The following is a 22,415-nucleotide window of genomic DNA, read 5'->3' as shown; positions in this document are numbered from 1 at the left end:
CTCATACCCAAGTGGTCGGCGATTAACCGTCCTTCTCGATTTCACAGAGTAGCGGATGCTGGCTTTCCCGGGCGTATTGGTTGACCTGCATGGCCTTGGTCTCGGCGATGTCGCGGGTAAACAATCCGCACACTGCCCGCCCTTCTGTATGGACGGCCAGCATGACCTTGGTCGCCAGCTCGCGATTCAGGTTAAAAAACACCTCGAGCACTTCGACGACGAAATCCATCGGTGTGTAGTCATCGTTGAACAAAACCACCTTGTACATCGGTGGTGCCTGCAGCGCGGGCTTGGCTTCCTGTACCGCCAGACCAGAGCCATCGTCCTCATCCTGCTGCGGGCGATCCTGATTGAATGTTAGTCGAATCTGGCTATGTGCATGCATGGAAAGAAATTCATCATTTCGACAGGTTAAGGTTGAATGTGGACCGCCTGGCCACACGCCGGAACGGCCGTCGCCTGACCTTGACTATCGGCAAATCGGTGTTACAACCAATAAGAGCCCACCGTGGTCGATAAAGATCCGCGCAGTCAACCAGAATTTTCGCAGGTTCATAGGCGGATGGAGTGGATGATACTCCAGTGATGGAGTCCTTTGCAGAGGGATATGAGGATGGCAACCGGCAAAGTCAAGTGGTTCAACAATGCCAAGGGATTCGGATTCATCAACGAGGATGGCAAGGATGAGGACCTGTTTGCCCACTTCTCTGCCATTAACATGGAAGGTTACAAGACCCTGAAGGCCGGACAAGTCGTCACATTCGATATCATTCAGGCACCCAAGGGGTTTCATGCGCAGAACATAAGACCCGTCGTCACCAGCGCCCAGAGCGAGCCCGCCGGCAGCGCGACCACGATCGACGCCTGAACACCCCAGGAACACCAGGGCCGGCCTGCCCTCACGGACAGGCCGGCCTTTTGCTGCCCGCTTACATGTGCTTGATCAGCGCCTCACCGAAGCCCGAGCTCGACACCAGCGTCGCGCCTTCCATCAGGCGTTCGAAGTCGTAGGTCACGGTCTTGGCCTTGATAGCCCCGTTGGTGCCCTTGATGATCAGGTCCGCCGCCTCGGTCCAGCCCAGGTGACGCAGCATCATCTCGGCCGACAGGATCACCGAACCAGGGTTGACCTGATCCTTGCCGGCGTACTTGGGCGCCGTGCCGTGGGTGGCCTCGAACATGGCCACGGTGTCCGACAGGTTGGCACCCGGCGCGATACCGATACCGCCCACCTCCGCCGCCAGGGCGTCGGACAGGTAGTCACCGTTCAGGTTGAGGGTGGCGATCACGTCGTACTCGGCCGGACGCAGCAGGATCTGCTGGAGCATGGCGTCGGCAATGGCGTCCTTGACGATCACTTCACGCCCGGTCTTGGGGTTCTTGAATTTCATCCACGGGCCGCCATCGAGCAGCTCGGCGCCGAATTCGTTCTTGGCCACCTCGTAGCCCCAGTCCTTGAAGGCCCCCTCGGTGAACTTCATGATGTTGCCCTTGTGCACGATGGTCAGCGACTCGCGGTCGTTATCCACCACATACTGCAGGGCCTTGCGCACCAGGCGCTGGGTGCCTTCCTTGGAAACCGGCTTGATGCCGATGCCGCAATCCTGGTCGAAGCGGATCTTGGTGACACCCATTTCCTCCTTGAGGAACTTGATGACCTTGTTCGCCTCGGGCGAGCCGGCCTTCCACTCGATGCCGGCATAGATGTCCTCGGAGTTCTCGCGAAAGATCACCATGTCGACGTCGCCAGGTTTTTTCACCGGGCTGGGCACACCCTCGAACCACACCACCGGACGCAGGCACACGTACAGGTCCAGTTGCTGGCGCAGGGCGACGTTCAGCGAACGGATGCCACCGCCGACCGGGGTGGTCAGCGGGCCCTTGATCGATACCACGTAGTCTTTCACCGCATCCAGGGTTTCCTGGGGCAGCCAGGTGTCCTGGTCGTAGACCTGGGTGGCCTTCTCGCCGGCGTACACTTCCATCCAGGAGATCTTGCGCTTGCCGCCATAAGCCTTTTCGACTGCAGCATCGACCACCTTGATCATCACCGGGCTGACATCGACGCCAATACCGTCACCTTCAATGAAGGGGATGATCGGATTGTCGGGAACATTGAGAGAATGGTCTGCGTTGACGGTGATTTTGTCACCGACTGCCGGAACCTTGATTTTCTGGTATCCCATGCTGCACTCCGCTTTTTTCTGGTTGATAGGACTTCATGCAATCCCCAGAGCCTAACCCAGTTGAACGCAGACGCAAACCTCGCCGAAAAAACCGTCATACCAGCGTAAAACGCTCTACGTCTTTGGTCTAAAAGTGGCCATCCGACATGTTGACCTTGATGATTACGACCAAGGGTTTGATATACTCCGCCGGTGACCAAAGGGTCACTGGGGGCGACCGGTCCGAATAGAGACGTCCGGCCCCGACAAGACTGGGCTGTTACCGCAGTTCAGCCGTTTGACACTCGACTGATGCAACCCACCATCACAGCCCGGAATCCTCGACTTTCTGCTCATGGATCCGCTTGAGCGAAGCGCCTATCCTGCGCACCCCTCGAGATTCCGCGCACGCTCAGCAAAACAGAGAGTTAACCCGAATATGCCCACCCGATCCAAGATCATCTACACCTTCACCGACGAAGCCCCCGCCCTCGCCACCTACTCACTGCTGCCCATCGTCGAAGCGTTCACCGCCACTGCCGACATCGCCGTCGAAACCCGTGACATCTCGCTCGCTGGCCGTATCCTCTCTGCCTTCCCTGAACAGCTCGGCGCCGACAAGCAAGTGGCCGACCACCTGGCAGAACTGGGCCAACTGGCAACCACACCTGAAGCCAACATCATCAAGCTGCCGAACATCAGCGCCTCGGTACCGCAGCTGAAGGCCGCGATCAAGGAACTGCAAGCCAAGGGCTTCAACATCCCGGACTACCCGGACACCGTCAGCACCGACGCGGAAAAAGAAGCCCGCGCCCGCTACGACCGCATCAAGGGCAGCGCCGTGAACCCGGTACTGCGCGAAGGCAACTCCGACCGCCGCGCACCGCTGTCGGTCAAGAACTACGCCCGCAAGCACCCGCACAAGATGGGCGCCTGGGCAGCCGACTCCAAGTCGCACGTCGCGCACATGGACAACGGCGACTTCTACGGCAGCGAAAAAGCCGCGCTGATCGAAGCCGATGACAGCCTGCGCATCGAGCTGCTGGCCAAGGACGGTTCGACCACCGTCCTGAAAGAAAAGACCGCGGTCAAGGCCGGCGAAATCGTCGACTGCGCCGTGCTCAGCACCAAGGCCCTGCGCAGCTTCATCGCTGCCCAGATCGAAGAAGCCAAGGCCCAGGGCGTACTGCTGTCGGTTCACCTGAAGGCCACCATGATGAAGGTCTCCGACCCGATCATGTTCGGCCAGATCGTCGCCGAGTACTACAAGGACGCGCTGACCAAGCACGCCGCCGTACTGGAGCAGGTCGGCTTCAACCTGAACAACGGCATCGGCGACCTGTACGCCCGCATCAAGGACCTGCCAGCCGAGCAGCAGGCCCAGATCGAAGCCGACGTGCAGGCCGTGTATGCCGTGCGCCCGGCGCTGGCCATGGTCAACTCCGACAAGGGCATCACCAACCTGCACGTGCCGAGCGACGTCATCGTCGACGCCTCGATGCCGGCGATGATCCGCGACTCGGGCAAGATGTGGAACACCGAAGGCCAACTGCAGGACACCAAGGCAGTGATCCCGGATCGCTGCTACGCCACCATCTACCAGGCGGTGATCGAAGACTGCAAGCAACACGGCGCCTTCGACCCTACCACCATGGGCAGCGTGCCGAACGTCGGCCTGATGGCACAGAAGGCCGAAGAGTACGGCTCCCACGACAAGACCTTCCAGGCCAAGGCTGATGGCGTGATCCGCGTCGTCGACGGCAAGGGCAACCTGCTGCTGTCCCAGGACGTCGAGGCCGGCGACATCTTCCGCATGTGCCAGACCAAGGACGCGCCGATTCAGGACTGGGTCAAGCTGGCCGTCAACCGTGCCCGCGCCAGCGCCACCCCGGCGATCTTCTGGCTCGACCCGCAACGCGCCCACGACGGCGTGCTGATCGAGAAGGTCCAGAAGTACCTGAAAGACCACGACACCACCGGCCTGGACATCCGTGTCCTGTCGCCTGTCGAGGCCATGAAGGTTTCGCTGCAGCGCATCCGTGCCGGCGAAGACACCATCTCGGTCACCGGCAACGTGCTGCGTGACTACCTGACCGACCTGTTCCCGATCATGGAGCTGGGCACCAGCGCCAAGATGCTGTCGATCGTGCCGCTGATGAACAACGGCGGCCTGTTCGAAACCGGCGCCGGCGGTTCGGCACCCAAGCACGTGCAACAGCTGGTGGAAGAAAACTTCCTGCGCTGGGATTCGCTGGGCGAGTTCCTGGCCCTGGCAGCTTCGCTCGAGCACCTGAGCACCGCCTACGCCAACCCCAAGGCCAAGGTACTGGCTGCGACCCTGGACCAGGCCACCGGCCAGTTCCTGGACAACAACAAGTCCCCTGCGCGCAAGGTTGGCAGCATCGACAACCGTGGCAGCCACTTCTACCTGACCCTGTACTGGGCCCAGGCACTGGCTGCACAGACCGATGACGCGGCGCTGCAAGCACGCTTCGCACCGCTGGCCAAGGCACTGACCGAGAACGAAGCGACCATCGTCGCCGAGCTCAACGCAGTCCAGGGCAAGCCGGTTGAAATCGGTGGTTACTACTACCCCGATGCCGAGCTGACCGCCAAGGCAATGCGCCCGAGCCAGACCTTCAACAACGCGGTTGCCGCGCTGTAAGGTTGGCTTGAGCTGACACACAGACCCCGGCCACGCACCGGGGTTTGTGCTTTCTGGACATCGGCGGCGCCCTCTTCGCCGGCAAGGCCGGCTCCTACAGCCCTTTGTAGGAGCCGGCCTTGCCGGCGAAGAGGCACGCCACCCCACTACGAAGGCACCCGCATGACCTGGCAACCCCACATCACCGTCGCCACCATCGTCGAAGACAACGGCCGCTTCCTGCTGGTCGAGGAATTCAAGGCCGGCCGGCACGTCTTCAACCAGCCCGCCGGCCACCTCGAAGCCAACGAAACCCTGCTCGAAGCCGCCCTGCGCGAAACCCTCGAAGAAACCGCCTGGGACGTCGAGCTTACCGGCATCGTCGGCATCTACCTCTATACCGCCCCCAGCAACGGCGTGACCTACCAGCGCATCTGCTTCGCTGCCCGCCCGCTTCGCCACCACCCCGAACGCGCCCTGGACACCGACATCGTGCGCGCCACCTGGCTCACCCGCGACGAACTGCTGGCCGACCCCGAGCGCTGGCGCAGCGAGCTGGTGCCGCAATGCATCGACGACTACCTGGCCGGCCCGCTGCACAGCCTGAGCCTGATCCGCAATTGAAGCCGCGGCTTTCGCCTTGCGCGGCGCAGCCTGATAGAATCGACGTCTTTTTCCAGATACACAGCCGGTACCTATGACCAGTCCAGCACTCTACGAACCCGAAAAGACACGCGTCATCGTCGGCATGTCCGGCGGCGTGGACTCTTCCGTCTCCGCCCTCCTGCTGATCGAGCAGGGCTACCAGGTGGAAGGCCTGTTCATGAAGAACTGGGAAGAGGACGACGGCACCGAATACTGCACCGCCCGCGAAGACCTGGCCGATGCCCAGGCCGTGTGCGACCGCATCGGCATCAAGCTGCACACTGCCAACTTTGCCGCCGAGTACTGGGACCACGTGTTCGAGCACTTCCTGGAAGAGTACAAGGCCGGGCGCACGCCGAACCCGGACATCCTGTGCAACCGCGAAATCAAGTTCAAGGCGTTCCTCGACTACGCCCTGATGCTCGGTGCCGACCTGATCGCCACCGGCCACTATGTGCGCCGCCGCGACATCGACGGGCGTACCGAGCTGCTCAAGGGCCTGGACCCGAACAAGGACCAGAGCTACTTCCTGCACGCCGTCGGCGGCGAGCAGATCGCCCGCACACTGTTCCCGGTGGGCGAACTGGAAAAGCCCGAGGTGCGCGCCATCGCCGAAAAACACGGCCTGGCCACGGCCAAGAAGAAGGACTCCACCGGTATCTGCTTTATCGGCGAGCGCCGCTTCAGCGATTTTCTCAAGCAATACCTGCCGGCGCAGCCCGGTGAAATCCAGACCACCGAGGGTGAAGTCATCGGCCAGCACCACGGCCTGATGTACCACACCATCGGCCAGCGTCAGGGCCTGGGCATCGGCGGCCTCAAGGATGCCAGCGACGAGCCGTGGTACGTGCTGGAGAAAGACCTCAGCCGCAACGTGCTGGTGGTCGGCCAGGGCAACGAGCACCCGTGGCTGTTCTCCCGCGCCCTGCTCGCCTCGGAGATCTTCTGGGTCAACCCCGTCGACCTCTCCAGCCCGCGCCAGCTGACGGCCAAGGTGCGCTACCGCCAGAGCGACCAGGCGTGCACCCTGGAACGCACCGCAAGCGGCTACCGCGCCGTTTTCGACGAGCCGCAGCGCGCCGTGACGCCGGGCCAGTCGGTGGTGTTCTATGACGGTGAGGTATGCCTGGGGGGCGGTGTGATCGAAGTGGCCGAGCCCTGGAGCAGCCGCTGATGAACCAGATGCAAGAGCAACTGGTCGCCCTGGGCGGGGTATTCCAGGCCGCCGTGCTGGTCGACCGAATCGCCCGCACGGGCCAGGCCAGCGAGGCCGACCTGGGCTGCATGCTCGGCAGCCTGCTGGTACGCGACCCCAAGGACACCCTGGAGGTGTTCGGCGGTGACGACCTGAACCTCAAGGATGGCTACCGCGCCCTGGCCAGCGCGCTGGAGCGCGACCCTGCCAGCCTGCAGCGCGAGCCGCTGCGCTACGCCTTGTCGATGCTGGGCCTGGAGCGCCAGCTGGCCAAGCGTGGCGACATGCTCGACACCATCGGCAAGCGCCTGCCGCAGATCCAGTCCCAGGCCGATCATTTCGGCCTGGTGCATGAAAACGTGATCGCTTCGTGCGGCGCCCTCTACCAGGACACCCTGAGCACCCTGCGCCAGCGTATCCAGGTGCATGGCGACATGCGCAACCTGCAGCAGCCCAACAATGCCTCGAAGATCCGCGCCCTGCTGCTGGCCGGCATCCGTGCTGCGCGCCTGTGGCGCCAGCTGGGCGGGCACCGCTGGCAGCTGGTGATCAGCCGGCGCAAGCTGCTCAAGGAGCTGTACCCGATGCTGCGCGGCTGACCCTGACCGCGTCGCGGCCTTCGCTGGCTTGCCAGCGAAAAGGCCCGAAAGACCTTTTGTCACCCTCAAAACCCGGGCGCGTTTTTCATGTATGATATGCGCCCTTTTCGTTGCCCGACTGTCCGAGAACACCCCATGCAGCTTTCCTCGCTCACTGCGGTTTCCCCTGTTGACGGCCGCTACGCCGGCAAAACCCAGGCCCTGCGCCCCATCTTCAGCGAATACGGCCTGATCCGTTTCCGCGCCCTGGTTGAGGTCCGCTGGCTCCAGCGCCTGGCCGCCCACCCGCAAATCGCTGAAGTACCAGCGTTTTCCGCCGAAGCCAACGCCGTGCTCAACGCCCTGGCCGACGACTTCGCCCTCGAGCACGCCGAGCGCGTCAAAGAGATCGAGCGCACCACCAACCACGACGTCAAGGCCATCGAGTACCTGCTCAAGGAGCAGGCCGCCCAGCTGCCGGAACTGGCCAAGGTCAGCGAGTTCATCCACTTCGCCTGCACCAGCGAGGACATCAACAACCTGTCCCACGGCCTGATGCTGCGCGAAGGCCGCGACAGCGTGCTGCTGCCGCTGATGCGCCAGATCGCCGAGTCGATCCGCGAACTGGCCCACCGCTTCGCCGACGTACCGATGCTGTCGCGCACCCACGGCCAACCGGCTTCGCCGACTACCCTGGGCAAAGAGCTGGCCAACGTGGTGTACCGCCTGGAGCGCCAGATCGCCCAGGTTGCCGCCGTGCCGCTGCTGGGCAAGATCAACGGCGCCGTGGGCAACTACAACGCCCACCTGTCGGCCTACCCGCAGATCGACTGGGAAGCCAACGCCCGCGCCTTCATCGAAGACGAGCTGGGCCTGGTGTTCAACCCCTACACCACCCAGATCGAACCGCATGACTACATTGCCGAGCTGTTCGACGCGATCGCCCGCTTCAATACCATCCTGATCGACTTCGATCGCGATATCTGGGGCTACATCTCGCTGGGCTACTTCAAGCAGCGCACCATTGCCGGCGAAATCGGTTCCTCGACCATGCCGCACAAGGTCAACCCGATCGACTTCGAGAACTCCGAAGGCAACCTGGGCATCGCCAACGCGCTGTTCCAGCACCTGGCCAGCAAGCTGCCGATCTCGCGCTGGCAGCGCGACCTGACCGACTCCACCGTGCTGCGCAACCTGGGCGTCGGTTTCGCCCACAGCGTGATCGCCTACGAGGCCAGCCTCAAGGGCATCAGCAAGCTGGAAATCAACGAAGCCCGCATCGCCGAAGACCTGGACGCCTGCTGGGAAGTCCTGGCCGAGCCGATCCAGACCGTGATGCGCCGCTACGACATCGAAAACCCGTACGAGAAGCTCAAAGAGCTGACCCGCGGCAAAGGTATCAGCCCTGAAGCGCTGTTAACCTTCATCGATGGCCTGGACATGCCGGCCGAAGCCCGCGCTGAGCTGAAGAAGCTGACCCCGGCCAACTACATCGGTAATGCCGCGGCACAAGCCAAACGCATCTGATTGCCCCCGCGTTTTGACGCCCGGCTTGGCCGGGCGTTTTTATTGCTGAAAGAAAATTACTTTTTTTCAATAGGTTACACATGAATCCTGATACCCCACTTCAGCTGCTGGGCGGCCTGACTGCCCGCGAATTCCTGCGCGACTACTGGCAGAAGAAGCCCCTGCTGGTTCGCCAGGCCTTCCCTGATTTCGAAAGCCCGATCGATGCCGATGAACTGGCCGGCCTGGCACTGGAAGAGGAAGTCGAATCGCGCCTGGTCATCGAACATGGCGAGCGCCCGTGGGAACTGCGCCGCGGCCCGTTCGACGACGACACCTTCAGCACCCTGCCTGAGCGCGACTGGACCCTGCTGGTACAAGCCGTCGACCAGTTCGTGCCGGAAGTGGGCGAGCTGCTGGAGAGCTTTCGCTTTCTGCCAAGCTGGCGCATCGACGACGTGATGATCAGCTTCGCCGCCCCGGGTGGCAGCGTGGGCCCGCACTTCGACAACTACGACGTGTTCCTGCTGCAAGGCCAGGGCAAGCGCAACTGGAAGATCGGCCAGATGTGCGACAGCGACAGCCCGCTGATCGAGCACGCCGACCTGCGTATCCTGGCCGACTTCGAGCAGACCGACGAGTGGACCCTGGAACCGGGCGACATGCTCTACCTGCCACCGCGCCTGGCCCACTACGGTGTGGCCGAAGACGACTGCCTGACCTATTCGGTCGGCTTCCGCGCGCCGAGCGCCGCCGAAGTGCTGACCCACTTCACCGACTTCCTCAGCCAGTTCCTGCCTGACGAAGAGCGCTACACCGACGCCGACGCCCAGCCAGTGAGCGACCCGCACCAGATCCAGCGCGACGCCCTGGACCGTCTCAAGGGCCTGCTGGCCGAGCACATGAGCGACGAGCGCCTGCTGCTGACCTGGTTCGGCCAGTTCATGACCGAACCACGCTACCCGGAACTGGTGGCTGGCGAGGCACTGAGCGAAGAAGACCTGATCGACAGCCTGGAACAGGGTGCGATCCTGATCCGCAACCCGAGCGCGCGCCTGGCCTGGTCGGAAGTCGACGACAACGTGCTGCTGTTCGCCAGCGGCCAGAGCCGCCTGCTGCCGGGCGAACTGCGCGACCTGCTCAAGCTGATCTGCGCCGCCGACGCCCTGCACGTGGAAAACCTCGCGCCATGGCTTGGCGACGAAAATGGCCTTACCCTGATCTGCGAACTGGTCAAGCAAGGAAGCCTGGGATTTGCCAATGAATAAGATCGAAGTACGCCTGGCCGATTGGCAGAAAGACAACGCCGACATCCGCCGTATCCGCGAATCGGTGTTCATTGCCGAGCAGAACGTGCCGCCAGAGCTGGAGTGGGATGCCGACGACAACATCGCCGTGCACTTCCTGGCCTTTGAGGGTGACTACGCCATCGGCACCGCCCGCCTGTTGCAGGATGGCCAGATCGGGCGCGTGTCGGTGCTCAAGGACTGGCGCGGGCTCAAGGTGGGTGACGCACTGATGCAGGCCGCCATCGCCGAGGCGCAGAACCGCGATCTGCGCCAGCAGAAGCTCACCGCACAAGTGCATGCCACCGCGTTCTACGAGCGCCTGGGCTTCAAGGTCGTCAGCGAGGAGTTCCTCGAGGCCGGCCTGCCGCACGTGGACATGGTGCGCGACTCGCAGTAAGCGCCAGCCCTGTCGCCGGCAAGACCAGCTCCCATACCCGCGGGAGCCGGCCTTGCCGGCGAACAGGCCAGCACAACCGCTACAAATTTGCCATCATGTCCACTCCACCCGCGGAGACCATGGACATGCCGCTACGCCCCCTGCTCGCCACCCTGCTTCTGTCGTTCAGCCTCAGTGCGCTGGCCGCCACCGAAGTCCTGCCGCTGAACCACCGCACCAGCGCCGAACTGCTCCCCGCCGCGCAAGCCTTCATCGGCAAGGACGGCAGTGTCAGCACCTTCGAAAACAAGCTGATCGTCAATGCCGAGCCCGGCAAGATCGACGAACTTCGCACCCTGCTGCAACAACTGGACACCGCCCCCAAGCGCCTGCTGATCAGCGTCGACAACACCGACAGCAACGTCCAGGACAACCGCGGCAACGCCCGCGTGATCCGCTACGGCACCGCCAACCGCGAGGGTGGGCTGCAACAGGTGCAGGCCAGCGAGGGAACTCCGGCGCTGATCCAGGTTGGCCAGAGCATTCCCATCACCAGCACCCAGACCGACAGCTACGGACGCGTGCAGAGCAACACCGAGTACCGCAACGTCACCCAGGGTTTCTACGTCACCGCCAGCGTCACCGGCGAAACCGTGCACCTTGCCATCAGCACCAACAATGACCGAATGAGCCAGGAACGTCCCGATGTAGTGAAGGTGCAAAGCACCGACACGAAGGTCACCGGCAAGCTTGGCGAGTGGATCAGCCTGGCAGGTGTCAACGCTCAAAGTCAGGCCGATCGCAGCGCTTCGACCCTCAGTTACTCCACACAGCGCGGTGAGAACATGACTTTGCGGGTAAAAGTCGAGGCACTGGACTGACCCCGCGTCGTTCAAGGCCTCGACCAAAGGCCTCGAAACTGACTGACGAGTCGTATTAGACCAAAGATGTAGTGGATGAAAAAAAGCACTACAAAACATTTGACGCCCCCGAATCGCAGAGGCATGATGGCCCCGCTCCCGCTAATCAGAGGCCCTGGCAAGGGCCTTCGAGTTGCGCTCTGACCTACCCGACCTGAGCCGATTCGTGTCTGTACAGCCCACAAGGCGGTTTGACGAGATTGCGACTGGAACGAAGTTGTCCCGAGGGACGGAAGCGCATCAAACGGTAGACGGCACACCCTGATCGACGCAGCACGGCAACCACGAGCCAACCTGCCCGACAGCCACGCCAAGGACCTGCTCACTTCCCCCTTCGAGCCCCATCGTTCAACGTCGCCATTTCGCCCACACCACTGGCTGCCAGTGCTTCTGACCAGCGAGCAATCGGAGCTGCCCCTGTACGCACAGCGCAGCCGACAGAGCGAACATTTTTTACCGACCTATGCGACGAGGTTTACTTTCATGGCACTGACACGCGAACAGCAAATTGCAGCCCTCGAAAAAGATTGGGCCGAGAACCCACGCTGGAAAGGCGTGACCCGTACCTACTCTGCCGCTGATGTCGTTCGTCTGCGTGGCTCGGTTCAACCTGAGCACACCCTGGCCCGCATGGGTGCCGAGAAGCTGTGGAACCTGGTAACCAAAGGCGCCCACCCTTCGTTCCGCCCTGAAAAAGATTTCGTCAACTGCATGGGCGCCCTGACCGGCGGCCAGGCTGTTCAACAGGTCAAGGCCGGTATCCAGGCTATCTACCTGTCCGGCTGGCAAGTGGCTGCCGACAACAACTCGGCCGAGTCCATGTACCCCGACCAGTCGCTGTACCCGGTGGACTCCGTGCCAACCGTGGTCAAGCGCATCAACAACTCGTTCCGTCGCGCCGACCAGATCCAGTGGAAAGCCGGCAAGAACCCGGGCGACGACGGCTACATCGACTACTTCGCACCGATCGTGGCTGACGCTGAAGCCGGTTTCGGCGGCGTACTCAACGCCTACGAGCTGATGAAGAACATGATCGAGGCAGGCGCCGCCGGCGTTCACTTCGAAGACCAGCTGGCCTCGGTTAAAAAATGCGGCCACATGGGCGGCAAGGTACTGGTTCCGACCCAGGAAGCCGTACAGAAGCTCAGCGCTGCCCGCCTGGCGGCCGACGTTGCCGGTGTACCGACCATCATCCTGGCCCGTACCGACGCCAACGCCGCCGACCTGCTGACCAGCGACTGCGACCCGTACGACCAGCCATTCGTGGTGGGTGAGCGCACCCAGGAAGGTTTCTACAAGGTACGTGCCGGTCTGGACCAGGCGATTGCCCGCGGCCTGGCCTACGCACCGTATGCCGACCTGATCTGGTGCGAAACCGCCAAGCCGGACCTGGACGAAGCACGCCGCTTTGCCGAAGCCATCAAGAAGGAATACCCGGACCAGATCCTGTCCTACAACTGCTCGCCTTCCTTCAACTGGAAGAAGAACCTGGACGACGCGACCATCGCCAAGTTCCAGCGCGAGCTGTCGGCCATGGGCTACAAGCACCAGTTCATCACCCTGGCTGGCATCCACAACATGTGGCACGGCATGTTCAACCTGGCGCACGACTACGCCCGCAACGACATGACTGCCTACGTGAAGCTGCAGGAGCAGGAATTCGCCGACGCGTCCAAAGGCTACACCTTCGTGGCGCACCAGCAGGAAGTGGGCACTGGCTACTTCGACGACATGACCACCGTGATCCAGGGTGGCAAGTCTTCGGTTACCGCCCTGACCGGCTCGACCGAAGAAGAGCAGTTCCACTGATCGGCTGATCGATTGGTGACATTCGGGTAACACGCAAGACCCGGGGCCTGTGATGGGGCTCCGGGTCTTGTGCCATTCATACCCCGCGCAGGCGCCAGCCTTGCCGGCGAAAAGGCCAGCCGCCCGGCACAAGGCTTCCTTATTACCCCCGATTGGCTATGCTAGTGCACACCGGCGTCAGCGGACGGCCGTGGCAGCGCAGATACCGACGCGCCACCCCCGCGCACAACCCTGAGCCAGAGCCCAGCGCCAGCACGCAGACACTGCCCGAAACAGGGGCGCACAAACTTGCCGGTCACACCCTTGAACAACAACTTTTAGTTGACGCAGGAGGTAGGAATAACAGGAGTTCCTCAAATGATATTAATTATCATTTCGAAACTTGCATTTCGTTACGCCATACAAGAAACATAATTAACAAAAGCACGCGCAATCCACGGAATACGTGGCCTGCAGCGAGTTACGAAAGATTTTTGTTCTTAATGCTACGAATAAATTTGCTGCAGAAATTTTACTTGCTACGGGTTTACCCATAAAATCAGCGCGATAGATTTCGCTGCGACATATCGTCACTGCTCTACTTCTTTTCAAGCTCAGAGACCAAGCGCTCTGTTAAGGATTTTCAGCATGCCCGATTCGACAGGACTCATCGCCCACAACTGGGGCTTTGCCATCTTCCTTTTGGGTGTCGTCGGCCTGTGTGCCTTCATGCTCGGCCTGTCCGCCCTGCTGGGCAGCAAGGCCTGGGGCCGCAGCAAGAACGAACCGTTCGAGTCCGGCATGCTGCCAACAGGCGGTGCCCGCCTGCGTCTTTCCGCCAAATTCTATCTGGTCGCGATGCTGTTCGTGATCTTCGATATCGAAGCCCTCTTTCTCTTTGCATGGTCTGTGTCCGTCCGCGAAAGCGGCTGGACCGGATTCGTCGAAGCACTCGTTTTCATAGCAATTCTGTTGGCAGGTCTTGTCTACCTATGGCGCGTCGGGGCCCTCGATTGGGCTCCCGAAGGTCGTCGCAAGCGGCAAGCGAAGCTGAAACAATGAGGCTTTGGCAATGCAATACAATCTCACCAGGATCGACCCCGATGCGCCCAACGAGCAGTATCCAATCGGTGAACGGGAAACCGTCTCCGATTCGCTGCTAGAGGACCAGGTCCACAAGAACATCTTCATGGGCAAGCTCGAAGATGTGCTCAGTGGAGCCGTCAACTGGGGGCGCAAGAATTCCCTGTGGCCGTACAACTTCGGCCTCTCCTGCTGCTACGTGGAAATGACCACGGCCTTCACGGCACCCCACGACATCGCCCGCTTCGGCGCCGAGGTCATCCGGGCATCGCCGCGTCAGGCCGACTTCATGGTCATCGCCGGCACCTGCTTCATCAAGATGGCGCCGATCATCCAGCGCCTGTACGAGCAGATGCTCGAACCCAAGTGGGTCATCTCCATGGGTTCGTGCGCCAACTCCGGTGGCATGTACGACATCTACTCGGTCGTTCAGGGGGTCGACAAGTTCCTCCCCGTGGATGTCTACGTGCCTGGCTGCCCGCCTCGCCCCGAAGCGTTCCTGCAAGGCCTGATGCTGCTGCAGGAATCGATCGGCAAGGAGCGGCGCCCTCTTTCGTGGGTCGTCGGCGATCAAGGCGTGTACCGCGCCGAGATGCCGTCGCAGAAAGAGCAGCGTCGTGAACAGCGTATCCAGGTTACCCACCTGCGCAGCCCCGACGAAGTCTGATCCAGCGACCTGCCGCCTGTTCATTCGAGCAGGCGGCCTGGCTTCATTCTCTACGTTGACCGAAAGCGATCGAGACCATGACAGCGGACACCGCTATTTACATCCCGCCTTACAAGGCTGACGACCAGGATGTGGTCGTCGAATTGAACAATCGTTTTGGCCCCGAGGCGTTCACCGCCCAGGACACCCGCACCGGCATGCCGGTGCTTTGGGTTGCCCGCGCCAAACTGATCGAAGTGCTGACCTTCCTGCGCAACGTGGCCAAGCCGTACAGCATGCTGTACGACCTGCACGGCGTGGACGAGCGCCTGCGCACCCAGCGTCGCGGCCTGCCGGGCGCCGACTTCACCGTGTTCTACCACCTGCTGTCCGTCGAGCGTAACAGCGACGTGATGATCAAGGTGGCACTGAACGAAGGTGACCTGAACCTGCCCACCGTCACCGGTATCTGGCCCAACGCCAACTGGTACGAGCGCGAAGTCTGGGACATGTTCGGCATCGACTTTGCCGGCCACCCGCACCTGACCCGCATCATGATGCCGCCCACCTGGGAAGGCCATCCGCTGCGCAAGGACTTCCCGGCGCGCGCCACCGAGTTCGACCCCTACAGCCTGAACCTGGCCAAGCAGCAGCTCGAGGAAGAAGCCGCACGCTTCAACCCCGAAGCCTGGGGCATGAAGCGTTCCGGTGCCAACGAGGACTACATGTTCCTCAACCTTGGCCCCAACCACCCTTCGGCTCACGGTGCGTTCCGTATCGTGCTGCAGCTGGACGGTGAAGAGATCGTCGACTGCGTCCCGGACATCGGCTACCACCACCGTGGTGCCGAGAAGATGGCCGAGCGCCAGTCCTGGCACAGCTTCATCCCCTACACCGACCGCATCGACTACCTGGGCGGGGTGATGAACAACCTGCCCTACGTGCTCGCGGTCGAGAAGCTGGCCGGCATCAAGGTGCCGCAGAAGGTCGACACCATCCGCATCATGATGGCCGAGTTCTTCCGCATCACCAGCCACCTGCTGTTCCTGGGTACCTACATCCAGGACGTCGGCGCCATGACCCCGGTGTTCTTCACCTTCACCGACCGTCAGCGCGCCTACACCGTGATCGAAGCCATCACCGGTTTCCGTCTGCACCCGGCCTGGTACCGTATCGGTGGCGTGGCCCACGACCTGCCGCGCGGCTGGGAAAAACTGGTCAAGGACTTCGTCGACTGGCTGCCCAAGCGCCTCGACGAGTACACCAAGGCCGCCCTGCAGAACAGCATCCTCAAGGGCCGTACCATCGGCGTGGCTGCCTACAACACCAAGGAAGCCCTGGAATGGGGCGTCACCGGTGCCGGCCTGCGTTCGACCGGTTGCGACTTCGACCTGCGCAAGGCACGCCCGTACTCGGGCTACGAGAACTTCGAGTTCGAAGTGCCGCTGGCCAGCAATGGCGACGCCTATGACCGCTGCATGGTGCGCGTGGAAGAAATGCGCCAGAGCATCAAGATCATCGACCAGTGCATGCGCAACATGCCGGAAGGCCCGTACAAGGCGGATCACCCGCTGACCACGCCGCCGCCAAAAGAGCGCACCCTGCAGCACATCGAGACCCTGATCACGCACTTCCTGCAGGTTTCGTGGGGCCCGGTCATGCCGGCCAACGAGTCCTTCCAGATGATCGAAGCGACCAAGGGCATCAACAGTTACTACCTGACGAGCGACGGCGGCACCATGAGCTACCGCACCCGGATCCGCACTCCGAGCTACCCGCACCTGCAGCAGATCCCTTCGGTGATCCGCGGCAGCATGGTCGCGGACCTGATTGCGTACCTGGGCAGTATCGACTTCGTTATGGCTGACGTGGACCGCTAAGCATGAATAACACGCTTATCCAAACCGACCGTTTCGCCCTGAGCGAAACCGAGCGCTCGGCCATCGAGCACGAGATGCACCACTACGAGGACCCGCGCGCGGCGTCCATCGAAGCCCTGAAGATCGTTCAGAAGGAACGCGGCTGGGTGCCGGACGGCGCCGTGTACGCCATCGGCGAAGTGCTGGGCATCCCTGCCAGCGACGTCGAAGGCGTGGCCACCTTCTACAGCCAGATCTTCCGCCAGCCGGTCGGCCGCCACATCATCCGTGTGTGCGACAGCATGGTCTGCTACATCGGCGGCCACGAGTCGGTGGTCAGCCAGATCCAGAGCGAGCTGGGCATCGGCCTGGGCCAGACCACCGCAGACGGGCGTTTCACCCTGCTGCCGGTGTGCTGCCTGGGCAACTGCGACAAGGCCCCGGCCCTGATGATCGACGACGACACCTTTGGCGACGTGCAACCTGCCGGCGTTTCCAAACTGCTGGAGGGTTACGTATGACCATCACTTCCTTCGGCCCGGCCAACCGCATCGCGCGCGCCGCCGAAACCCATCCGCTGACCTGGCGCCTGCGCGACGACGGCGAGCCACTGTGGCTCGACGAGTACCAGGCCAAGGACGGCTACACCGCTGCCCGCAAGGCACTGGCGCAGATGTCGCAGGACGACATCGTGCAGACCGTCAAGGACTCCGGCCTCAAGGGCCGTGGCGGTGCGGGCTTTCCGACGGGCGTCAAATGGGGCCTGATGCCCAAAGACGAATCCATGAACATCCGCTACCTGCTGTGCAACGCGGACGAAATGGAGCCCAACACCTGGAAGGACCGCATGCTGATGGAGCAACAGCCCCATCTGCTGATCGAAGGCATGCTGATCAGTGCCCGCGCGCTCAAGGCCTACCGCGGCTACATCTTCCTGCGTGGCGAATACACCACCGCCGCACGCAACCTCACCCGTGCGGTCGAGGAAGCCAAGGCTGCCGGCCTGCTGGGCAAGAACATCCTGGGCAGCGGTTTCGATTTCGAGCTGTTCGTGCACACCGGCGCCGGGCGTTACATCTGCGGTGAAGAAACCGCACTGATCAACTCCCTCGAAGGCCGCCGCGCCAACCCGCGTTCCAAGCCGCCCTTCCCTGCCGCCGTGGGCGTGTGGGGCAAGCCGACCTGCGTGAACAACGTCGAGACCCTGTGCAACGTGCCGGCCATCGTCGGCAACGGCATCGACTGGTACAAGTCGCTGGCCCGCGAAGGCAGCGAAGACCACGGCACCAAGCTGATGGGCTTCTCCGGCAAGGTGAAGAACCCTGGCCTGTGGGAACTGCCCTTCGGCGTTACCGCCCGCGAGCTGTTCGAAGACTACGCCGGCGGCATGCGCGACGGCTTCAAGCTCAAGTGCTGGCAGCCAGGCGGCGCCGGTACCGGCTTTTTGCTGCCCGAGCACCTCGACGCCCAGATGTACGCCGGCGGCATCGCCAAGGTCGGTACCCGGATGGGTACGGGCCTGGCCATGGCCGTTGACGACAGCGTCAACATGGTCTCGCTGCTGCGCAACATGGAAGAGTTCTTTGCCCGCGAATCGTGCGGCTTCTGCACCCCGTGCCGCGACGGCCTGCCGTGGAGCGTCAAGCTGCTGCGCGCCATCGAGAAAGGCCAGGGTCAGCCAGGCGACATCGAGACGCTGCTGGGGCTGGTCGGTTTCCTCGGCCCAGGCAAGACCTTCTGCGCTCACGCACCCGGTGCGGTCGAGCCGCTGGGCAGTGCCATCAAATACTTCCGCCCCGAGTTCGAAGCCGGCATCGCAGCCACTGCTGCACCGCGCCCGGACTTGGCCAAACCCGTTGTGGTTGGCGCATAACGAACAAGAAGACGGGCGGTCCGTGCCGCCCGTTGCCCGCGATGCTCGCCCGGATGACGGCGAACCGCAGGCATACAGCTTTCCATTAGCCACGCCCGCAGACGCGGGCCAACGAAGAACTTTGAACCATGGCCACTATCCACGTAGACGGCAAAGAGCTCGAAGTCAACGGTGCAGACAACCTGTTACAGGCGTGTCTGTCGCTAGGCCTCGACATCCCCTATTTCTGCTGGCACCCGGCGCTCGGTAGCGTCGGTGCCTGCCGCCAGTGTGCGGTCAAGCAGTACACCGACGAGAACGACACCCGTGGTCGCATCGTCATGTCCTGCATGACCCCTGCCACCGATGGCAGCTGGATTTCCATCGAAGACGAAGAAGCCCGCGTGTTCCGCGCCAGCGTCGTCGAATGGCTGATGACCAACCACCCGCACGACTGCCCGGTGTGCGAGGAAGGCGGTCACTGCCACCTGCAAGACATGACGGTGATGACCGGCCACAACGAGCGCCGCTACCGTTTCACCAAGCGTACCCACCAGAACCAGGAGCTCGGCCCGTTCATCTCCCACGAGATGAACCGCTGCATCGCCTGCTACCGCTGCGTGCGCTACTACAAGGACTACGCCGGCGGTACCGACCTGGGCGTGTTCGGTGCGCACGACAACGTGTATTTCGGCCGCGTCGAGGACGGTGCCCTGGAGAGCGAGTTCTCCGGCAACCTGACCGAGGTCTGCCCGACCGGTGTGTTCACCGACAAGACCCACTCCGAGCGCTACAACCGCAAGTGGGACATGCAGTTCGCCCCGAGCATCTGCCATGGCTGCTCCAGCGGCTGCAACATCAGCCCGGGCGAGCGCTACGGTGAACTGCGCCGCATCGAGAACCGTTTCAACGGCTCGGTGAACCAGTACTTCCTGTGCGACCGTGGCCGCTTCGGCTACGGCTACGTCAACCGTACCGACCGCCCACGCCAGCCATTGCTCCAGGACGGCCAGAAACTGGGCCTGGACGCCGCGCTGGACAAGGCCGCCGACATGCTGCGCGGGCGCAACATCGTGGGTATCGGTTCGCCCCGTGCAAGCCTGGAGAGCAACTACGGCCTGCGCGAGCTGGTGGGTGCCGAACACTTCTATGCAGGCATGGAAGCCGGTGAGCTGGAGCGCGTGCGCCTGGCTTTGCAGGTGCTCAACGACAGCCCGCTGCCGGTGCCGACCCTGCGCGACATGGAAGACCATGACGCGGTGTTCGTGCTTGGCGAAGACCTGACCCAGACCGCTGCCCGCGTGGCCCTGGCCCTGCGTCAGTCGGTCAAGGGCAAGGCCGAGGCGATGGCCGATGCCATGCGCGTTCAGCCGTGGCTCGATGCCGCGGTGAAGAACATCGGCCAGCACGCCATGTACCCGCTGTTCATTGCCAGCCTGAGCGAGACCAAGCTCGACGACGTGGCGCAAGAGTGCGTGCACGCCGCGCCGGACGACCTGGCCCGCATCGGTTTCGCCGTGGCCCACGCCATCGACCCGAGCGCCCCAGCCGTCGAAGGCCTGGACGCCGAAGCCCTGGACCTGGCCAAGCGCATCGCCGACGCCCTGGTCGCGGCCAACCGCCCACTGGTGGTTGCCGGTACTTCGCTGGCCTCCAGGGCTCTGATCGAAGCCGCTGCCAACATCGCCAAGGCACTCAAGCTGCGCGAGAAGAACGGCTCGCTGAGCCTGGTGGTGCCCGAGGCCAACAGCCTGGGCCTGGCCATGCTCGGTGGCGAGTCGATCGATGCGGCGCTGGACGCCGTGATCGCCGGCAAGGCCGATGCCATCGTGGTGCTGGAAAACGACCTGTACAGCCGCGTACCGGCTGCCAAGGTCGACGCTGCCCTGGCCGCGGCCAAGGTGGTGATCGTTGCCGACCACCAGAAAACCCCGACCACCGACCGCGCGCACCTGGTGCTGCCGGCCGCCACCTTCGCCGAGGGCGACGGTACCCTGGTCAGCCAGGAAGGCCGCGCCCAGCGCTTCTTCCAGGTGTTCGACCCGCAGTACCTGGACAGCAGCATCCTGGTGCACGAAGGCTGGCGCTGGATGCACGCACTGCGTGCCACCCTGCTCAACAAGCCGGTCGACTGGACCCAGCTGGACCACGTGACCCACGCCGTGGCTGGCGTGGTGCCGCAACTGGCCGGCATCGTCAACGCCGCGCCATCGGCCGCGTTCCGCATCAAGGGCATGAAACTGGCCCGCGAGCCGCTGCGCTACTCGGGCCGTACCGCCATGCGCGCCAACATCAGCGTGCACGAGCCACGTACCCCGCAAGACCCGGACACCGCGTTCGCCTTCTCCATGGAAGGCTACTCGGGCTCCGCCGAACCGCGCCAGCAGGTGCCGTTCGCCTGGTCGCCGGGCTGGAACTCGCCGCAGGCCTGGAACAAGTTCCAGGACGAGGTCGGTGGTCACCTGCGTGCAGGCGACCCGGGCACCCGCCTGATCGAGACCCAGGGCGACAGGCTGAACTGGTTCGCCAGCGTTCCGGCGGCGTTCTCGCCGGCCCGTGGCACCTGGCAGGCCGTGCCGTTCTACCACCTGTTCGGCAGTGAAGAGAACTCTTCGCGCGCCGCCCCGGTGCAGGAGCGCATCCCGCAGGCCTACGTGGCACTGGCCAAGTCCGAAGCCGACCGCCTGGGCGTCAACGACGGCGCACTGCTGAGCCTGAACGTGGCCGGCCAGACCCTGCGTCTGCCGCTGCGCATCAATGAGGAACTGGGCGCAGGCCTGGTTGCATTGCCCAAAGGCCTGGCCGGCATCCCGCCTGCCATCTTCGGTGCATCCGTCGAAGGCTTGCAGGAGGCAGCACAATGACCTGGTTCACCCCTGAAGTGATCGATGTGATCCTCACTGTCATCAAGGCCATCGTGGTGTTGCTGGCGGTGGTGGTCTGCGGTGCGCTGCTCAGCTTCGTCGAGCGTCGCCTGCTGGGCTGGTGGCAGGACCGTTACGGTCCTAACCGCGTCGGCCCGTTCGGCATGTTCCAGATTGCCGCCGACATGCTGAAGATGTTCTTCAAGGAAGACTGGAACCCGCCCTTCGTCGACAAGGTGATCTTCACCCTGGCGCCGGTGGTGGCCATGAGCGCCTTGCTGATCGCCTTCGCGATCATCCCGATCACCCCGACCTGGGGTGTCGCGGACCTGAACATCGGCCTGCTGTTCTTCTTCGCCATGGCCGGCCTGTCGGTGTACGCCGTCCTGTTCGCCGGCTGGTCGTCGAACAACAAGTACGCCCTGCTCGGCAGCCTGCGGGCCTCGGCCCAGACCGTGTCGTACGAAGTGTTCATGGGCCTGGCGCTGATGGGCATCGTGGCCCAGGTCGGCTCGTTCAACATGCGCGACATCGTCGAATACCAGGCGCAGAACCTGTGGTTCATCATTCCGCAGTTCTTCGGCTTCTGTACCTTCTTCATCGCTGGCGTGGCCGTGACTCACCGTCACCCCTTCGACCAGCCGGAAGCGGAACAGGAACTGGCCGACGGCTACCACATCGAATATGCCGGCATGAAGTGGGGCATGTTCTTCGTGGGCGAGTACATCGGCATCATCCTGATCTCGGCGCTGCTGGTAACCCTGTTCTTCGGTGGCTGGCACGGGCCGTTCGGCATCCTGCCGCAACTGTCGTTCGTGTGGTTCGCCCTGAAGACCGCGTTCTTCATCATGCTGTTCATCCTGCTGCGCGCCTCGATCCCGCGCCCGCGCTATGACCAGGTGATGGACTTCAGCTGGAAGTTCTGCCTGCCGCTGACCCTGATCAATTTGCTGGTGACCGCTGCGCTCGTGTTGCTCAACACGCCAGCTGTTGCGGCCCAGTGAG

Annotated in this window: 19 protein-coding genes; 17 read left to right on the top strand and 2 right to left on the bottom strand. The window is 62.9% G+C overall.

The annotated features are described in order from the left end of the window. Nucleotides 1-22: 22 nt before the first annotated feature. Nucleotides 23-385: an ATP-dependent Clp protease adapter ClpS gene (gene clpS / locus JZZ72_RS01775; RefSeq protein WP_043860853.1), complete on the bottom strand. Its 363-nt coding sequence runs from the start codon at nt 383-385 to the stop codon at nt 23-25. Nucleotides 386-613: 228 nt separating this feature from the next. On the opposite strand from clpS, the gene cspD reads away from it, so the two are divergent. Further along, nucleotides 614-868, top strand: a complete 255-nt coding sequence (cspD, locus tag JZZ72_RS01770; RefSeq protein ID WP_058541364.1) for a cold shock domain-containing protein CspD — start codon at nt 614-616, stop codon at nt 866-868. 61 nt (nt 869-929) lie between these two features. Here cspD and icd read toward each other — a convergent pair whose 3' ends face one another. After that, the gene (gene icd / locus JZZ72_RS01765; RefSeq protein ID WP_043860855.1) at nt 930-2,186 is read right to left on the bottom strand and encodes an NADP-dependent isocitrate dehydrogenase; all 1,257 of its coding nucleotides are present in this window, start codon (nt 2,184-2,186) and stop codon (nt 930-932) included. A 418-nt stretch (nt 2,187-2,604) separates the two neighbouring features. On the opposite strand from icd, the gene JZZ72_RS01760 reads away from it, so the two are divergent. The 16 genes from JZZ72_RS01760 (at nt 2,605) to nuoH (ending at nt 22,414) form a co-directional block, all read left to right on the top strand. Continuing rightward, nucleotides 2,605-4,830, top strand: a complete 2,226-nt coding sequence (locus JZZ72_RS01760) for an NADP-dependent isocitrate dehydrogenase (RefSeq protein WP_054915101.1) — start codon at nt 2,605-2,607, stop codon at nt 4,828-4,830. Nucleotides 4,831-4,992: 162 nt separating this feature from the next. Next, entirely contained in the window at nt 4,993-5,433 is a 441-nt protein-coding gene (locus JZZ72_RS01755) for an NUDIX hydrolase (protein WP_054915102.1), read from the top strand. A 73-nt stretch (nt 5,434-5,506) separates the two neighbouring features. Then, on the top strand, nt 5,507-6,628 hold the full coding sequence (mnmA, locus tag JZZ72_RS01750) for a tRNA 2-thiouridine(34) synthase MnmA (protein WP_058541215.1): 1,122 nt from the start codon (nt 5,507-5,509) through the stop codon (nt 6,626-6,628). Then, a complete protein-coding gene (hflD, locus tag JZZ72_RS01745) occupies nt 6,628-7,248 on the top strand; it encodes a high frequency lysogenization protein HflD (RefSeq protein ID WP_043860859.1) in 621 nt (206 codons plus the stop codon). Before mnmA ends, hflD begins: the two co-directional genes overlap by 1 nt. 135 nt (nt 7,249-7,383) lie before the next feature. Then, complete coding sequence (gene purB, locus JZZ72_RS01740; protein WP_043860860.1) at nt 7,384-8,754, top strand: adenylosuccinate lyase; 1,371 nt, start codon at nt 7,384-7,386, stop codon at nt 8,752-8,754. Between the two features lie 80 nt (nt 8,755-8,834). Then, nucleotides 8,835-10,001, top strand: a complete 1,167-nt coding sequence (locus JZZ72_RS01735) for a ribosomal protein uL16 3-hydroxylase (RefSeq protein WP_043860861.1) — start codon at nt 8,835-8,837, stop codon at nt 9,999-10,001. Beyond that, nucleotides 9,994-10,419: a GNAT family N-acetyltransferase gene (locus tag JZZ72_RS01730; RefSeq protein ID WP_043860862.1), complete on the top strand. Its 426-nt coding sequence runs from the start codon at nt 9,994-9,996 to the stop codon at nt 10,417-10,419. Before JZZ72_RS01735 ends, JZZ72_RS01730 begins: the two co-directional genes overlap by 8 nt. Nucleotides 10,420-10,544: 125 nt before the next feature. Continuing rightward, nucleotides 10,545-11,279 carry a secretin N-terminal domain-containing protein gene (locus tag JZZ72_RS01725; protein ID WP_231390883.1) on the top strand — a complete coding sequence of 245 codons (735 nt, stop codon included), beginning with the start codon at nt 10,545-10,547 and terminating at the stop codon, nt 11,277-11,279. A gap of 522 nt (nt 11,280-11,801) precedes the next feature. Then, nucleotides 11,802-13,127: an isocitrate lyase gene (aceA, locus tag JZZ72_RS01720; RefSeq protein ID WP_043860864.1), complete on the top strand. Its 1,326-nt coding sequence runs from the start codon at nt 11,802-11,804 to the stop codon at nt 13,125-13,127. A gap of 627 nt (nt 13,128-13,754) precedes the next feature. Continuing rightward, nucleotides 13,755-14,168, top strand: coding sequence for an NADH-quinone oxidoreductase subunit A (locus tag JZZ72_RS01715; RefSeq protein WP_010220397.1), 414 nt, complete (start codon nt 13,755-13,757; stop codon nt 14,166-14,168). Between the two features lie 10 nt (nt 14,169-14,178). Next, on the top strand, nt 14,179-14,856 hold the full coding sequence (locus tag JZZ72_RS01710) for an NADH-quinone oxidoreductase subunit B (protein ID WP_043860865.1): 678 nt from the start codon (nt 14,179-14,181) through the stop codon (nt 14,854-14,856). A gap of 77 nt (nt 14,857-14,933) precedes the next feature. Next, on the top strand, nt 14,934-16,715 hold the full coding sequence (gene nuoC / locus JZZ72_RS01705) for an NADH-quinone oxidoreductase subunit C/D (RefSeq protein ID WP_043860866.1): 1,782 nt from the start codon (nt 14,934-14,936) through the stop codon (nt 16,713-16,715). Nucleotides 16,716-16,717: 2 nt separating this feature from the next. Next, nucleotides 16,718-17,215 (top strand): NADH-quinone oxidoreductase subunit NuoE, encoded by a 498-nt coding sequence (gene nuoE / locus JZZ72_RS01700; protein WP_043860867.1) that lies wholly within the window; start codon nt 16,718-16,720, stop codon nt 17,213-17,215. Further along, nucleotides 17,212-18,567: an NADH-quinone oxidoreductase subunit NuoF gene (nuoF, locus tag JZZ72_RS01695; protein WP_043860868.1), complete on the top strand. Its 1,356-nt coding sequence runs from the start codon at nt 17,212-17,214 to the stop codon at nt 18,565-18,567. The genes nuoE and nuoF overlap by 4 nt, the downstream gene beginning before the upstream one ends. A 128-nt stretch (nt 18,568-18,695) precedes the next feature. Next, the gene (nuoG, locus tag JZZ72_RS01690) at nt 18,696-21,410 is read left to right on the top strand and encodes an NADH-quinone oxidoreductase subunit NuoG (protein WP_043860869.1); all 2,715 of its coding nucleotides are present in this window, start codon (nt 18,696-18,698) and stop codon (nt 21,408-21,410) included. Beyond that, a complete protein-coding gene (nuoH, locus tag JZZ72_RS01685) occupies nt 21,407-22,414 on the top strand; it encodes an NADH-quinone oxidoreductase subunit NuoH (RefSeq protein WP_054915105.1) in 1,008 nt (335 codons plus the stop codon). The genes nuoG and nuoH overlap by 4 nt, the downstream gene beginning before the upstream one ends. Nucleotide 22,415 lies beyond the last annotated feature (1 nt).

Origin of the sequence: Pseudomonas palmensis (genome assembly GCF_017848315.1) — a bacterium.
Classification (GTDB): Bacteria; Pseudomonadota; Gammaproteobacteria; order Pseudomonadales; family Pseudomonadaceae; genus Aquipseudomonas; species Aquipseudomonas palmensis.
Note: the sequence above shows the minus strand (reverse complement) of the source record. Positions and strands in the feature narration are given on the sequence as shown.